This is a genomic window from Nostoc sp. CmiVER01, from assembly GCF_034531135.2.
In the GTDB taxonomy this organism is placed as follows: Bacteria; Cyanobacteriota; Cyanobacteriia; order Cyanobacteriales; family Nostocaceae; genus Nostoc.
Window position 1 is genome coordinate 14112 of sequence record NZ_JAVRBU020000015.1, and the last position, 16216, is coordinate 30327.

General features: G+C 39.9%; 9 protein-coding genes. 5 read left to right on the forward strand and 4 right to left on the reverse strand.

The annotated features are described in order from the left end of the window. The first annotated feature begins 46 nt into the window (after nucleotides 1-46). Both RMZ43_RS24830 and nifH read left to right on the forward strand, forming a co-directional pair. Nucleotides 47-3343: an efflux RND transporter permease subunit gene (locus RMZ43_RS24830; protein WP_322653861.1), complete on the forward strand. Its 3297-nt coding sequence runs from the start codon at nucleotides 47-49 to the stop codon at nucleotides 3341-3343. 1749 nt (nucleotides 3344-5092) lie between these two features. Beyond that, entirely contained in the window at nucleotides 5093-5986 is an 894-nt protein-coding gene (nifH, locus tag RMZ43_RS24835) for a nitrogenase iron protein (RefSeq protein ID WP_322649850.1), read from the forward strand. Between the two features lie 240 nt (nucleotides 5987-6226). Here the strand turns inward: nifH and RMZ43_RS24840 are convergent, their stop codons facing one another. The 4 genes from RMZ43_RS24840 to RMZ43_RS24855 all read right to left on the reverse strand — a co-directional run bounded on the left by RMZ43_RS24840 (nucleotide 6227) and on the right by RMZ43_RS24855 (nucleotide 10163). Continuing rightward, a complete protein-coding gene (locus tag RMZ43_RS24840; RefSeq protein ID WP_322653860.1) occupies nucleotides 6227-7309 on the reverse strand; it encodes a T3SS effector HopA1 family protein in 1083 nt (360 codons plus the stop codon). 80 nt (nucleotides 7310-7389) lie between these two features. Continuing rightward, entirely contained in the window at nucleotides 7390-8631 is a 1242-nt protein-coding gene (locus tag RMZ43_RS24845) for a phosphotransferase family protein (RefSeq protein ID WP_322653859.1), read from the reverse strand. Nucleotides 8632-8831: 200 nt separating this feature from the next. Further along, on the reverse strand, nucleotides 8832-8966 hold the full coding sequence (locus RMZ43_RS24850; protein WP_322653858.1) for a hypothetical protein: 135 nt from the start codon (nucleotides 8964-8966) through the stop codon (nucleotides 8832-8834). 330 nt (nucleotides 8967-9296) lie between these two features. Beyond that, nucleotides 9297-10163: a WYL domain-containing protein gene (locus RMZ43_RS24855; protein ID WP_322653857.1), complete on the reverse strand. Its 867-nt coding sequence runs from the start codon at nucleotides 10161-10163 to the stop codon at nucleotides 9297-9299. Nucleotides 10164-10490: 327 nt separating this feature from the next. Here RMZ43_RS24855 and cas3 point away from each other — a divergent pair, with 327 nt between their 5' ends. Genes cas3 through cas10d form a run of 3 tightly spaced genes read left to right on the forward strand, consistent with a single transcriptional unit; the run spans nucleotide 10491 to nucleotide 16192 of the window. After that, nucleotides 10491-12623, forward strand: coding sequence for a type I-D CRISPR-associated helicase Cas3' (gene cas3 / locus RMZ43_RS24860; RefSeq protein ID WP_322653856.1), 2133 nt, complete (start codon nucleotides 10491-10493; stop codon nucleotides 12621-12623). 33 nt (nucleotides 12624-12656) lie between these two features. After that, nucleotides 12657-12893, forward strand: coding sequence for a DUF433 domain-containing protein (locus RMZ43_RS24865; protein WP_322653855.1), 237 nt, complete (start codon nucleotides 12657-12659; stop codon nucleotides 12891-12893). Between the two features lie 2 nt (nucleotides 12894-12895). Further along, a complete protein-coding gene (gene cas10d / locus RMZ43_RS24870) occupies nucleotides 12896-16192 on the forward strand; it encodes a type I-D CRISPR-associated protein Cas10d/Csc3 (RefSeq protein WP_416212442.1) in 3297 nt (1098 codons plus the stop codon). Nucleotides 16193-16216: the final 24 nt, after the last annotated feature.

The following is a 16216-nucleotide window of genomic DNA, read 5'->3' on the forward strand; positions in this document are numbered from 1 at the left end:
CTCCTAACTTTTAACTTCTAACTCCTCACTTATTGAAGGGAACGCGATGAACATTTCTGAGTTATTTATCCGGCGTCCAATCATGACAACCTTAGTTATGATTGGCATTTTAATATTTGGGCTGATCAGTTACCAACAGCTACCCGTTAGCGACCTGCCTAATGTGGATTATCCAACACTCCAGGTAACAGCGAACCTGCCCGGAGCTAGTCCAGAAACGATGGCTTCCTCTGTAGCAACTCCTTTAGAGCAGCAGTTTTCTAGCATTGCGGGAGTGAGTTCGATGAACTCCACCAGCTCTTTGGGTAGCGCACAGATTACGCTGCAATTTGACCTAAATCGGGATATCGACGGAGCAGCCCAAGATGTGCAATCTGCTATTTCTAAGGCAGCAAAGCAGTTACCTACTAATATGCCTAATCCGCCATCTTACCGAAAGGTAAATCCGGCGGATCAGCCAGTTCTCTATATATCCCTGAATTCGTCTATTCTGCCCCTGTCAACTGTAGACAAGTATGCTGAGACATTGCTGGCACAACGTCTATCAATGGTAGATGGAGTGGCGCAAGTGCAGGTGTACGGCTCCCAAAAGTATGCGGTACGAATTCAGGTTGACCCGGAATCGCTGAGTGTCAAAGGAATAGGAATTGATGAAGTAGCTGATGCGATCGCTAACGGAAACGTCAATCTCCCTACTGGTACACTTTACGGTCAACAGCAGAATTCTACCATCCAAGCAAACGGTCAACTCAACGATGCCGCCAGCTATCGTTCCCTAAATGTGGCTTATCAAAACGGCGCACCAGTGCAGCTAGGTGAACTAGGTCAAGTTCTGGACAGCGTGGAAAATGATAAGATTGCGAGTTGGTATTTTCCTGTCAAGAAAGAGAGTAAAGGAGCAGGGGAGCAGGGGAGCAGAGGAGCAGAGGAGCAGAGGAGCAGAGGAGCAGGGGAGAAGTCCCAATCCAAAGTCCAAAATTCTGGTGTGCGGGCGATCGTTTTAGCAATTCAGCGCCAACCGGGAACTAATACGGTTCAAGTAGTGGATGCAATCAAGAAAATCCTACCCACCTTCCGCACACAGATTCCGGCGGCTGTGAACATGGATATTCTTTATGATCGCTCTCAGTCAATTCGGGAGTCAGTGGATGATGTACAATTCACGCTGTTACTCACCATCGCCCTGGTGGTGCTAGTAATTTTTCTATTCCTTCGCAATATCTCTGCTACAGTCATCCCTAGTTTGGCAGTACCGCTTTCGATAGTAGCGACCTTTGGGGTCATGGTGCTACTGGGCTTCTCCCTCGATAACCTATCACTGATGGCGTTAACCCTTTCAGTCGGTTTCGTGGTAGATGATGCCGTAGTCATGCTGGAGAATATTGTTCGCCATATGGAAATGGGCGAAAGCCGCATGGAAGCAGCCCTAAATGGTTCTAAAGAGATTGGTTTCACCATTTTATCAATGACCATCTCTCTGGTAGCAGTATTTATCCCGATACTGTTCATGGAAGGCATTCTAGGGCGATTATTCCGTGAGTTTGCCGTCACTATCAGCGTTGCCATCTTAGTTTCTGGCGTAATTTCCCTCAGCTTAACGCCAATGCTGTGTTCGAGATTCTTAAGTCCACCTCATCATGAGGGAGATGAGGGAGCAAGGGAAGCAGAGGAAGCAGGGGGGGATGAGGGAGAAATTCTTAATTCCCAATCCAAAATTCAAAATCCAAAATCTAAAATCCAAAACTTCAACCGTCGTCTCTACAATTTTTCGGAAAACATTTTTAATGTGATATTGGGCGGATACGATTGGAGTTTGAAGAAATCACTCAAGTATCACCGTACAACAATGGTGATTTCCGGAGCGATTCTTGTAGCGACAGTGTATCTATTTATAGTTGTGCCGAAAGGCTTCGTTCCCAACGCAGATGTTGGACAAATTACTGCAACTACTCAGGCATCAGAAGATATATCCTTTGATGAGATGGTAAAACATCAACAGGCTGTAGCTGCGATCGCTTACCGCGATCCGAATGTCGATTCTATTAACTCCAGCGTCGGGGCTGGCGGGCCAAATGCTTCCGCCAACGCTGGCAGAATTTTAATCGAACTCAAGCCCCGCCATGAGCGCCATCTCAGTGCTGATGAAGTTGTACAGGAACTCCGACCAAAGTTGTCAGCTGTGCCTGGACTTAAGGTATTCTTACAAAATCCCCCAGCGATTAATGTGGGTGGACAACAAACAAAAGCGCAATATCAATTTACTCTGCAAAGTCCCAACATTCAGGAACTTTACCAGTACGCTCCAGCTTTAGAAGAGAAATTGCGATCGCTCTCAGATTTACAAGATGTCAACAGCGATTTGCAAATCAAGAATCCGCAAGTAAAAGTAGACATTAACCGCGATCAAGCTTCAGCTTTAGGTTTGACGGTTAATCAAATCGAAACTGCTCTGAGTAATGCTTATGGTACTCGCCAAGTTTCCACCATCTACGCTCCCGATAGCCAGTATCAAGTAATTATGGGCGTAGAACCAAAATATCAGCAAAATGCCAACGCCCTAGATTTACTCTCAGTTCGCGCCCCCAGTGGACAACTTGTACCTCTCAACGCTGTAGCAACCTTGAGCAAAGATGTGGGCCCCTTGACTATTAACCACAAAGGACAACTGGCATCTGTCACATTTTCCTTTAACCTAAAGCCAGGAGTATCACTCGGTAACGTCACTGGGAAAATTGAGCAACTCGCCCGTCAAACACTGCCACCTACTATCAGTACAGGCTTCCAAGGTTCAGCGCAGGCGTTCCAGTCATCGATTCAGGGCTTAGGATTGCTACTACTGGTTGCCATCTTCGTGATTTATATTGTGTTGGGGATTCTCTACGAAAACTTCATTCACCCCTTGACAATTCTTTCTAGCTTACCCTCTGCTGGATTTGGGGCACTGCTGACGCTGTTGGTGTTTCAAGTTGACTTGAATATTTACGCTTTCGTGGGTATTATCCTGCTGGTTGGTATTGTAAAGAAAAACGGGATCATGATGGTTGACTTTGCAATTATTGCCCGTCAAAATGGCAAAACCCCTTATGAGGCAATCTATGAAGCCTGCTTAGTGAGATTCCGTCCAATTATGATGACGACAATGGCAGCACTTATGGGTACGCTACCCATCGCCCTCGGTTTAGGAGCCGGAGCAGATACACGCCGCCCTCTTGGTTTAGCAGTAGTTGGGGGGTTAGTGTTCTCGCAGTTTCTCACACTTTATTTAACGCCCGTTTTCTACACTTACATGGAGTCTTGGCAAACAAAGCTTAAAAAACGCAATTGGCGCAAACAGCCAATTTGAAACTCCCCCGGCTGAACATTGAAACCTGTGTTTGCGTAGGCGTAGCCCGTCGTAGACATCGCTTTTACGAATCCCTTCAGCCATTTGATACTCGTAGCTATCCTCAAAGCGGAAGTTGCTACAGACTGCGCGAAACACCGAAACGTTAAAGCAGAAGTTCCTACAGGGAAAGCGGAAGCTGTTACAGACTGCCCGAAACACCGAAACGTTAAAGCAGAAGTTCCTACAGGGAAAGCGGAAGCTGCTACAGACTGCGCGAAACACCGAAACGTTAAAGCAGAAGTTAATTTTTAATCAGTAACTCTTGACTCTCTTTATTTAAAAGGGAGTTTTTTATGTATAGGACTTACGCACACTCTACGAATTCTTGGCGTTCTTGGCGTCTTGGCGGTTCGATAAATTAAGCTTTTCGGCAATTTCTGCGTAAGTCCTGATGTATTATGATTATTTGTGATAATTCACCTTGTTTAACTTTCCTATGATTGCGATCGCTTGGGTTGGGTGTATGGTGCGATCGCAAAATTTATTTAATCTACTTCTATGACAAAATTTTTAATCGCAAAAATAAGAAAGATTGTTTTCTTTGTCAAACATTAGCTTTAATTACTTTTATAAAATATCCAAAAGTATCTAACTGCACAAATTAGCTATGATAAATAATTTCACTAACTAGCAACCTATTAACGCCTAACTTATAGCTACTAAAGCTCATAAGGATATTGCTCTGACAAATAGATAAATAATTTGAGATTCGACAAATAAATTAGTGAGATGTATGTTATGGTTTTTATAGGAATCAAAAAAGAAAAGCACAAAAGACTTCAAGAAACTTTGAGGCAAGCTCAAGAAAGTTTTTTTGCTCTGGTAAGTCCACTTTACTTCGCTACATCTTTTTTTCACTAAAATCTAAAACTAGATTGAGTAGGATAGTAGCCTTTGTAAGAGCTTGAAGTCAATCGAAATTTATCTGGGTATAAGCCAATTAGAGTTGGCTAACCTAGCTAGAGCATTACCCACCAAAGGCGATTACTCTTGGAGTCTGGGAAGAAAGACTCTTAGTACAGCCTGACAAATCAATAGAAATACAGAATATTTACGAACTTATTCTTGCGGGGGCAAACAATTTAAACCGCGAACTAAGTTAAAGCAGTTGCTGATTTTGGAAGGAAAACTTCAAGCAATATGGTGTTGTTTCACTTTTAGAAATTTAACCATACTGTCAAAACTCACTAAGATATTATCTTAGCCAGAGTGTTAGAGGTTGCCTGTGCAAGCATCATAGTATTGCACCTGTAGCTGTAACTTTTGGGCTGAAATTCATCCTGCTGCATCAATCACGAAACGAGAAGCGCTATAGAAGTTCTTAGCGACTTGACATTAGCAAAATCAGAGAAATTACAGTGACCATTTAGAGTGGATTGCAATTTGGTTGGTTGTGTGGTTGAGGGAATAAATCTGCGTTTATTTGAATTTCTGCTGCAACCACTCTTCAGGCTTGAGCAACCATTTGGGATTCCGTTACAACAACTGACAATGCTGAAGTCAAATTTTTAAAGGCTTCGTTATTAAGAAATAGAGATTTCTCTATCCCTTAAGCTATCGCTTCGTAGGTAAATATGTTCTGATTTTGATGCTTTTGTCAGGATGCAATGTCTAACGACAACAGGCTCTGCTTCCCTATGACACCAAGGGTAAACAACTACATCAAGCTTACCACCCATCAATTAAATCATTGTAGGAAACACAACCATGACTGACGAAAAAATTAGACAAATAGCTTTCTATGGTAAAGGCGGTATTGGTAAATCTACCACCTCTCAAAATACCCTAGCAGCTATGGCTGAAATGGGTCAACGCATTTTAATTGTTGGTTGCGATCCTAAAGCTGACTCTACCCGTTTGATGCTACACAGTAAAGCTCAAACAAGCGTTCTGCAATTAGCTGCTGAACGCGGCGCTGTAGAAGATATTGAACTCGACGAAGTAATGCTAACCGGTTTCCGCGATGTACGTTGCGTAGAATCTGGTGGCCCTGAGCCTGGTGTGGGTTGCGCTGGTCGTGGTATTATCACCGCCATCAACTTCTTAGAAGAAAACGGTGCTTACAAAGACGTTGATTTTGTAAGTTACGACGTTTTAGGAGACGTTGTGTGCGGTGGTTTCGCAATGCCTATCCGTGAAGGCAAGGCACAAGAAATCTACATCGTTACCTCTGGTGAAATGATGGCGATGTATGCAGCTAACAACATCGCTCGTGGTGTTCTCAAATATGCTCATACTGGCGGTGTGCGTTTGGGTGGTTTGATTTGTAACAGCCGTAACGTTGACCGGGAAATCGATCTTATCGAAACCTTGGCAAAACGTTTGAACACCCAAATGATTCACTACGTACCTCGTGACAACATTGTACAACACGCAGAATTGCGCCGGATGACTGTTAACGAGTATGCACCTGATAGCAATCAAAGTAACGAATATCGCATACTTGCTAAAAAGATCATCGACAACGACAAACTCGCCGTTCCTACCCCAATTGAAATGGAAGAGTTAGAAGAATTGTTGATTGAGTTCGGTATTCTCGAAAGCGATGAAAATACTGCAATGCTAGTTGGTAAGACTGCTAATCAAGCACCCGTAAAGTAGTATCAATTAAATAATGGTTTAGGGTGGGCAAGCTTGCCCACTCTTTTCTTATCTAAGCTATTCTACATTTAGTAGATGTTGACTTACGCAAAATATCTCTCAAAGTCTTGTTATATATATTACAGTATGCTTGAGTTAAGCATTTCTTCTCTTTGCGTCCTTTGCGTCCTTTGCGGTAGCCTGCGGCAAGCCGCTCCGCGTCTACGTTAAAATAATTGACTTTGGCAAATAGTTTTCCCCTTAACCCAAATGTATTGGTTTATATATATCTTCAGAACTGGGATTAAGATAAGGACGCTGTAAATCTATTAAATGTCGCGCAAAGTGTTCGTCAATCGTCTTCATTCGTTCTTCCATCGCATTCTTACCCTTTTGCCAAGCTTCAAACAAAGCATTAGCAACAATTTGGCAACGGTTCATCCCAAAACTTTCTTGTGCTGCAAATTTTTGGATTGGTTCTTCAGCTAAACCTAACCCTGGTGCTAAAAATTTTGTAAACAAGGGAATTTCCGGCTGGAAATAGCATTGATTTTCTAGATAAACAGCCTCAAGGATTGTGCGAATCGCTGGATAGTCGGGGAGTTCAAAGTAGAGCAATCCCGAATCGTAGCGTCCGTATGCACTGGGATTGTGGAGAACCTGAAAGCTAAAAGGAATTGAGGCTGCATTCAATTGCAGTGTCAGACTTTCCATGAGAGCGATCGCACCAGATGGCGTAAAGTTAAAGTAAATTCGCCCTGCTCCCAAATCAGCATCAGGGTTACTTAGCTGTTCCTGTCCAACATTACTAACTGCCAAGTAAGAGCCATTTTGCATTCTATTTTTGGGCATCCAGATTGCTACCATGTCACCCACTTTGGTAGATTTTTTACTGGATTTTAGATGGCAGTCTGGCTCAACATAAAGTGTTAAACCGCCTTTAGTCACCGCCATAGTACCATCAGGTTCTTTACGTAACACCTGCCATCGAGGGTCAAAGTAACCTATGCCGTGATTACTGGCGTGCAATTGCTCGTAAAAGTTCCAATCAATTTCTAAAATGGAATTATCCGTTAAATTATGCTTTGGCGTATCAGTATTGACTGCTAAAGTACTTTGTAGAGAGCCATTGTAATAGATCCCATAGAGAAAGTTTCGCAGTAATAGGATAAGATACTTCTGCTGCAAATCTGCCGGGTTTTGCTGAAACCTGTCGGCTACTTTAGTCGGCAGAGCAAAGGGTTGATAATTGGGATGATAAATACAAAAATTTGACTCAATCTGGATATTTTTAGCAATGTCGAATAGAGAAGTTAGCGGTTGATTGATAGAGTAATTTAGCATTAATCCATTTAGAACTTAAACTTTTAAAAAAAAATTCAGGAGTCAGGAGCCAGAACTCAGAATTGTTCTAATCCCTGCCATTAACAACCGCGAAGCCGAGTTTTTTCGTAATAAAGACGAAGTAGCTGTGGCTCTTTTACAGGCTGAGGAAGTTTATGAATTTTTCCCACAGGATTCAGAATCTCTGACTCTGATATCCCAAAAATAGTCAGTACACCTTGCTGCGGCATCGTCAGTAAACTTTTAGCTACTTGGAGCATACAGATGTCAGCATTATTAAAGGATTTTCGCCACGTAATCATATCCTGAATTTCATGAATCAGTGCTAGCCCCGCAAACTGAATAACTCGCACAATGAAGTCACTGCGGTATTCTAAAATCATGGGAAAAGCATTTAGATAAGCCCTAATTAGGGCAATGATTGAAGGTTGTAAACTCTCCAACGGTGTCAACGCCAAATGTAGAGATTCTTGTAACTCAATGGTGGGGTCTACTACAAGACTCTTGAGCCAAATTCCTAAATAGCTTGCTAGTAAAGTACCTAAATCAAAAGCTGGATCTCCCCAAGAACAAGCTTCCCAATCAATTAGTCGTACTAGACAATTATCTAGTTTCTCCCACCTAGAATGAACCAAAATGTTGTTCAATTTCAGGTCGTTGTGAGTCAAGCAGCAAGGATTCCAGTCGTATGCCAAATCAGCGATCGCTGATTCCAAACTCTCAGACTGCTGGTATAGTAAATAGAATTTCAGCGCATCCGTGGGAACCGTTCCAAAAATATCTGGCCCAATTGACTCTACCCCTTGCGCCGGATTGTAAAAGCCATAGCGAAACTCTCCTTGGGGAGCAGTTGCCATGAAATCCTTATATTCTCGGCTGTTGTAGGTTGCGCGATGGAGTCCCGCTAAAGTAGTGCCGATCGCAGTGGCAATTTCTTGTGGAAAAATATCATTGTTGTGGTAGAATGTCGCAAGCTCTAGATAATCACCTAAGTAGTTGCGGACAAGGATAGAATTTTCTTCGTCAAAATGGACTACCAATGGTGCAATGGCAGAAATATTGCCGAGAACTGGAAACTGCTGGAGCAACTGATGAAATAGCCACTCCTGAAACAATTCATGAGGAGCGCCGTCATTACTTTTAACGTTACGTTCTTGTTTAATGAGCAGTTTACGATTATCTGCTAGAGTCACGAGTAAATCGAAACTGTTCTTACTACTTCCTGGCAACTCAGATTTATCTGATGCGTCATCTTCTGAGCTACACAGCCCCGCTTCTAGCAGATACTGGATAACGTTATGAGAAGACAGTGATAATACCATGTATTATTTCCTACTTCATTAAATTACTTAAACTTGTACTTAGCAGTTGTCGGTAGATAGTGAATAACAATAGAGATTTGTACAATCTACTAATATCCCATATTTGGGATAAAAACCTGCCAAAATGGCACCAAGTCTTTTACAATTGCTTTAGAATTCGCTCCAAGATAGCGTGGCATCTTTAGGCTTTATCAGCATAGTTACTTAGATACATCTAAAGCAAGTTTTGTGGTAGAAGCCCATTGATGTAGCTGCATCAAAAGGCTTGATAGCGCAGAAGCATCGCCAGTAAAAAACTGATTGGCGGCAGATGTTGTTTGATGCTGAGTAGTCATTCTGAAAGCAGCGAAGAATTTCAGTAATCCTTCGTGATAAGAAGCATGACATTCAACACTATTATTTTTATTTATCACCCCAAACCCAAATAAACCGGAATTTTTAAGCAATTAGTAATTATTTTTTTCTTTAATTTTCAAAATTGATGTCTGTAAGGCTTGTTGTTGCGTCATTTGTCTTACTTACGTATTGTAGATGACTATAGGCGATCGCAGATAACGGTTACATGAGTACATCTTATGGAAGTGTACTTTTGTCAAGGATGATAAGACCTCTAAGAAGGTTTTACATAGTAAAACCGTCCCTCTCCGAGTCGGAGAGGGAAAGAGTTAAGACCTGGTTTCGATATCGTATAACTGGCAGAGGGTAAGTAGTTTTTGTTTGAGGCGATCGCGCACATTCTCTGGTAATATAACTACACAATCTGGCGCATATTGCATGACTTCGCGGCTAAACCAAAATGTACTAGATACTCGCCTAACAACTCGCCGGACTCGCGGTTTATCTGGTATCCACTCATTAGTATTGTCTTCTGGTTTTGCTTGATAGGCAAAAGCCAAGCCAGCAAATAGGTGCATTTCCACTTCTATCTCAGCCAAACTTCGCCATTCACCAGAAATTGGCATGACAGCAGCTTCAGTAATCCTGTCTAATCGTAAACTCCAGTTGTGAACTAGTTCTAGTACATCAAAGTTTCCTTCTGTCTCTTCGCACCAGCAATCAAGATATTGCCGCTTTTCGTGGGGTGTAATTTTGGCGTAGCGAACGGTAAAATTAAACACACGCTCTGCTGCATCTTGATAAGAAAGCTGAAAGGGCTGTTCGCGCAAGATATAGCGGTCTATTTCTAAACGCCAAGGTGGGGGCAAATTCTCTAAGAAACGTTCGATTTCGCTTCGCAACGGTAATGATAGTTCGCTGCGTTCAAGAAGTAAGTTTGCAATGATTTGGGCTTGTTCAATTTGCCCGATATCTGTCAACGCATTGATACATCTGTGTAATGCCCTGATGCGTGGTTCTTTCCAATCGTTATTGTTACCGATGAGTAACTTACGTTGAGCGATCGCTTTAATTAACTTCGAGATGTTAGGCTGCTCCTCTCCCCACATCATACCGAATTCACGAGCGATCGCTTCTAGCTCGGCTTTATCGCGTTCTGATATCGACAGTGTAATAGATTGACCTTTTCGACTCATATTTTATACGGACACTTTTATACGGATATATCTTGGCAACTTCTATTTTGCATGGCATTATAGGGAATAACAACGAGTTACGGACAGTTTTTAAGTAAATTGAAAAACTCGCACCATTGGTGCGAGAAATAGCCTGAAGATGTTTTATACCCATCTGAAAAACTGCAACCAATGGTTGCAGAAATTTATGAGTAGTATTTCTTAGCACATATATAAAAACTGCCACCATTGGATTGGTGGCAGAAATTGATTAGATTTACTAAGTTTGTCATTCTTTTTGCATAAAAATTACGAGAAACCAAGCATTTGTAGGGAATTATCAAGGATATGTCCGAAAATTACAGCATAAATCTCAAACCTGTTTATTCTCAAACCATCCCTACATCTGATGGGGTGAAATTACCTAAAGATTGGTCGCTTTCTTGGCATCAAGTGGAAACTTTGGAGACATTGCGCGATCCAAATATTGATATAGTGTTCAACACTGCCATAACTGGGGATGGTAAAAGCTTAGCTGCTTTTCTTCTGGCTATGACAGATGGTGTATCTACAATGGCAACTTACCCGACTAACGAGTTAGCGAGAGATCAGGAAAAGCAAGTACAGAAATATAAGGACGAATTTCAACCAAAGAAAAACCCACAGATTTATCGTCTGAATGCAGCTATTCTGGAAGATTTTATCGAAACGAATAAATTACCAACTAAACAGTCTGGATTAACTAATCTTTCTAATCAAGCAGAAATTTTGCTGACTAATCCCGATATTTTTTACTATATTCACGATTTTCGCTATCTTAGGCGTTTTAAAAAAGATGGTAAAACCAAGGGAGAAAACGCCAATAAGCTATTCAGTAAAATAGATGATAACTACAATTTGTTTATATTTGACGAGTTTCATATATTTTCCTCCGCTCAAGTTGCAAGTATCTTCAATGCAATATTGTTAATTAAGCATACCGTCCCCGGTAAGAAATTTTTGTTTTTATCGGCAACACCAGATGATTTATTGCTAGACTTTTGTGATAAATCTGGCATTAATTATAAAGAAATTGATCCAGCCAAAAAAGAAAAATATTGTTTTTCAGAAAATGGCACTCAATGGCGGCAAATTAGTCAACCAATAACTTTATTTTTTCCGCAAACACTAGAACCTAATTTTTCATCTAGTTATGATTGGCTGATAGAAAATTCTGAATCAGTAATTTTAAATTTTTTTCAAGATTATCCAGGCAGTAAAGGTGCAATTATTCTCAACTCGATTGCTGCGGTTAAGAAACTAGTTAAGCATTTTAAAAATATTTTTAAACCTTTAGACTTAGAGGTTAGAGAAAATACAGGTTTAACTGGTGAGACAGAAAAAGCTGAATCAGTTGCGAAAGCCGATTTACTTGTAGGAACATCAACTATTGATGTAGGTGTAGATTTTAGAATTAATTTTTTGGTATTTGAAGGTGCTGATGCAGGTAATTTTATTCAACGCTTTGGCCGGATAGGCAGACACAAAGATTTTCACCCTCATCCTTATCATGCTTATGCTTTGATTCCCAAATTTATTGTTCAAATATTATTCAAACCTGATTCAGACTGTTTGCAAGATGGCAAAACTTACGACCGAGTAACCTTTACAAAAGTTATTCGTTCAAGTTACCCATTTGTGAATGAATTTAAGCAATACCCTAAACGCTGGGGTGCTATTCAATCAGCTTGTGTTCATCAAGAATTAAGACGGCTGACTCATCAATATCCCGATGCAGAGAAAAACTTTAAAGAGACTATTGAAAAAGCACTTGATGTAAATATTTGGACAAAATATGGACAAATTAATCAATGTCTACAAGAAAAGAAAAAGAAAGTCATTGATGAAGCACGAAGTTTTCGGGGAAGTAGTCAGTTAGATTGTGCAATTTATGATTCAACAAATCCAGAAGAACCAGAAAATGAACGTTTTAAAATTTATAACTTACCGGGTATTCTTAGCAACTTTAAGTTTGAATGGATGGATAGCAAGGAATTTATACAACAAGCTGAGAAATCTAGAGTTACAACCACTCGTTTTCAAGAAGCTTTATGCTGTTTGAAACTGACTGGCTACCGAGAAGTAAGAGAAGACTGGAAATTTTACTATCCAGAAGATATCAGCGAAATTGCGAAATCTGGTAAAGTACAGGTTCTAAAAGGTTTAGAAATTCGCCAACCCCACGGTAGCGGAATTAATAAAATAAGTGATGCTGTATCGGGTAGGGGTTTAGTATGCTTTCTTTCAGATTGCGATCGCACTTATCTCAGAGCTAAGTTAGGTTTACCTATCCACTTTCAAGCATACTCCTTAGCAGATAAATATAGTAGCGACGATAAGAAGTCACCACCGTACACCATAGCATTTGGTAAATCTGCACTAATGCTGGAAACCTTACTTTGGTTTCGGAAGCCGAAAAAGGATGATGGCTGGATTTGTTAGAAAGTTATATAACATCAAATTTTGGGAATACTAATGCTTGAAGATGATTTGCTTACTCGAATTTCGATTGACCCAAACATCTGTTTTGGCAAACCCTGCATTCGCGGACATCGTATTTGGGTTTCTTTAATTTTAGATTTATTAGCTGGTGGAGAAAGTATTGAGAGCATTTTAGAGGCGTATATAGGTATAGAACGAGAAGATATTTTAGCGTGTATTGCATTTGCTGCTAAGACAATTCAAGATTTATATAGTGAAGATGGAGAATAGAAATGAGTATGAGTAACGTTGATGAATATCCTGAAATTCCCGATCTAGATAACTATGAGGAAGACGAAAATGATACTCCTATTGAGCGCGAACTTTTAACTATTGGCCTCTTTAAAAAAGCAATTAAAGAAGTACCAGAGAACAAGGGGGATTCCATAATTATTAGTTTTGCAGAGAATGTGTTGCCTAAACTAATTCATCAATTAGTGGGAGCAACAGCTAAGGGAGGCCAATTCACAGAAGACCGTAGATCCGAAGGTAAAAATGTTGAACGTAGTAAACATGACCAATCTTTATTATCTCATCTGCTTAATGGTCTGTTCCCTACCTACCGGATTATTCAGAAATTAAAGTCATCAAAACTGGAAACTAATCCTGTTAAGCGTCAATGTGAAGAAAAGGAAACTCGTCTATTTGTAGCTGCGTATATTCTACATGACTTTGAAAAATTCCCCGACTATCCAATTTGGTTGGAAGAAAATGACACAGATAATGTATTTAAAAATCGTGATTGGCGGAAAGACCCTGCAAAGAAATCAGATGCACCAAATTTAAGACGCGGGTATGTAAAACAAAAAATTCAGGATTTTAGTTTAGATAATTTTTTGGGTGAAGATTGGGAAAAATCTATCGATGATATTGTATGGCTGAGTAGTAATGCTGGTGATGGAAGTGATGCTGATCGAGGTTTAGAAATTCGTGGTTTGCGTCCTAATTTAGATGGTCGAACGCGGAATATTCTGCACAGATTGTTAAAAATGTCGGATTTATTTGCTTCATTATTAAAGCATCCTCGTGATGTTGAAAGTGATGGCAGAAATGAAAAATTACCTGAGTTATTAAACGACTTAAGTAATGGTCAGTTAACATTTAGCTATCATGCATTATCAGACAATCGTGGTGTTCTGACGAATATTATTAATAATGCCTTGATGGATGTACATCCTAAGCAATACTACACACAGTTATTGTATTTGCCAGATGGTGTAGTGTACCTTGCCAGTAAAGATGCACCTGCAATTCATACTGCTGATATTCCCAATCAGGTTGTAGATAAAATTAAAACATTATGCAGTAAGCAGTTAACAAAACGACAAACAGGTTTTAGTCGAGATGGTAAAGGTTTCAAGTTCGCTGATTACTACTGGTTATTTTTCCGCGCTAATGAGTTAATGGAAGTCAGTATTAATGCAGCTATCAGTATACTGCCTGATACTAAATTAGCCTCATCTGGTAAGCGGAGTGAAAGTTTACAAACTTTTCAAACACAAGGAGAATTACCACAAAATATAGATGTTGTATTTGGTAATGAAATTCAGATTGATAGATTAGCTGAATTTGGAGATATTATATGTCGAGGTATTTGGGGTAAGTGGCAAGAACGCGCGAATGAATACCAAAAACAATTTTCTAAAGCTGAACGTAAAAACATTCCTGATTTAAACCTGACTGAAAAACTAGCTGAATACTTGGGTTTGCTAGAGGAAATACCAGCTTTAAGACGAATTCAATCTCTTAAGAAAACAGGAGGAGTTCCTTTAGATTGGTATTATTTATCGGCTAAATATTACCAGAAAAATTTAGGTAAAAATTTAGCGCAAAATATTGAGTTGATGGAAGGTATGGTTAACTATACTTCCAACCTTATTAAACCTATTTTAGAAGATTTTACAATTCCTGATGGCTGGAGTGATTTACGCACTTATGTAAGTCGAGTTATTTCTTTACCAACAGGTGCGGTTATTGAACCTAAGCCAGACCAATTTTTAATAGAGATAAGTAGGTATAACGCTGCAAAAGTTACAGGAAGAGGTAGAGAAAATGTTTGTGCTATATCTAGTTCTCCCTACACTGTAACGGAGCAAATGGAGTCAGCAACGTTATTTGCACCACAAGTTTACAGCAATCGCCAAATTTTATTTAATGCTCAAGCTGCAAAGCGGCAAATTTGCTCAATCTGGTCAATTGAAATCATGTTGAGGCAAATTTTGATGAGTAAGACTAATGCGACTGGTGCAGACTTTGAAGGTCGTAAATATCGCTATCTTTATCTTTATCCTGCTTATTTCTTTACTCCAGAAACAAATAAGTTTTTGCAAAAAGCTTATAACGCTATATCTCAAACTCGATTTGATGCTGAACTTCGCAAACATTTTGTTTCCAAAGAACAAGTTGCAAATTTAACAATTAACAACTATCAACAAGTCGATGATTTGTTGATTAAGCAGGATATTCCACCAGAAGATGATAAAACATTTAAAATTAGCTATCCCGATGATGAAACATTAACTTTCTTCTTCATTGGTTTACCGCCAGGAAGAGAACCAACAGATACAGAATCGTGGATAATGCCAGCTTGGTTAGCATTTGCTTTACCGCTTGTTCTCGATGTAAAAGTCGTTGCATCAGAATCACCTGTACCACCTTTCATTAGTGGTGCTGATTTTGAAGAAACTGTTTTAATTGATGGAGAACATCAAGCGATTCGTTCTTTGATTCAAAAAGATAACTATCGCTTAGATAGCATTCTACCTCATAGTTCAGAAAAGCGTAAATTTTCTCCACTCAATGCTCTGACTGCGGCTTACTCAATTCATTTAGAAGTCAACCGTAAAAAGGATGGTGATCCAGATTGGGGAAAATTAGCAGATTTAGCACGGGATTTAGAAACTAGTCCTCTCTATGTCTTCTATTACCTTAATAAATGGTTGCGAAAGCAAGACAAAATTGATTCTGTACCTATGGCGAAAGTTCGCCTATACTTGGATTTTTATCACTACTTTGAACCAGAAGGAAAAGCTGTGAATCAACTGCGTAAATTAACAGAACTCTATCGTCGTTTTTATCGTTCTAAAAGTCAATATGCCAAAGCTAATGCAATTCTCAAACCGATTGATGAGGCTGCTGATGTAATTTTGAAAATTGATAAATCTATGGCTAGTGACACTGAATCTTTAATAGATGTGGTAGCTGCTCGTCTAGCCAAGCTGATGAATAATGTGAGGCGTAAAGCGGCTGAAGGAAAACCAACATTAACTTTAGTTGATGGAAAGTGGAAGCCTGCATTAACTTCCGAAGAAGAACGTCAAGCAGTCTATGAGTTTTCTAAGTATTTTGTAAAACAAATATTTGAAGGAAGCTTTAAAAGCGATCGCGCACGTCTAGCTGGTACTCAACTCAATCTAATAAGAGATACCTGTGAGTACCTTTATCGCCTAGCAGATGATGAAGAACGTAAAGCACGTCCCCAAGATGAACCTGATGATATTCCTGAATTAGAACTTGAAGCATCAGTCTAATTTATTTTTTCTTTTCCAACTAAC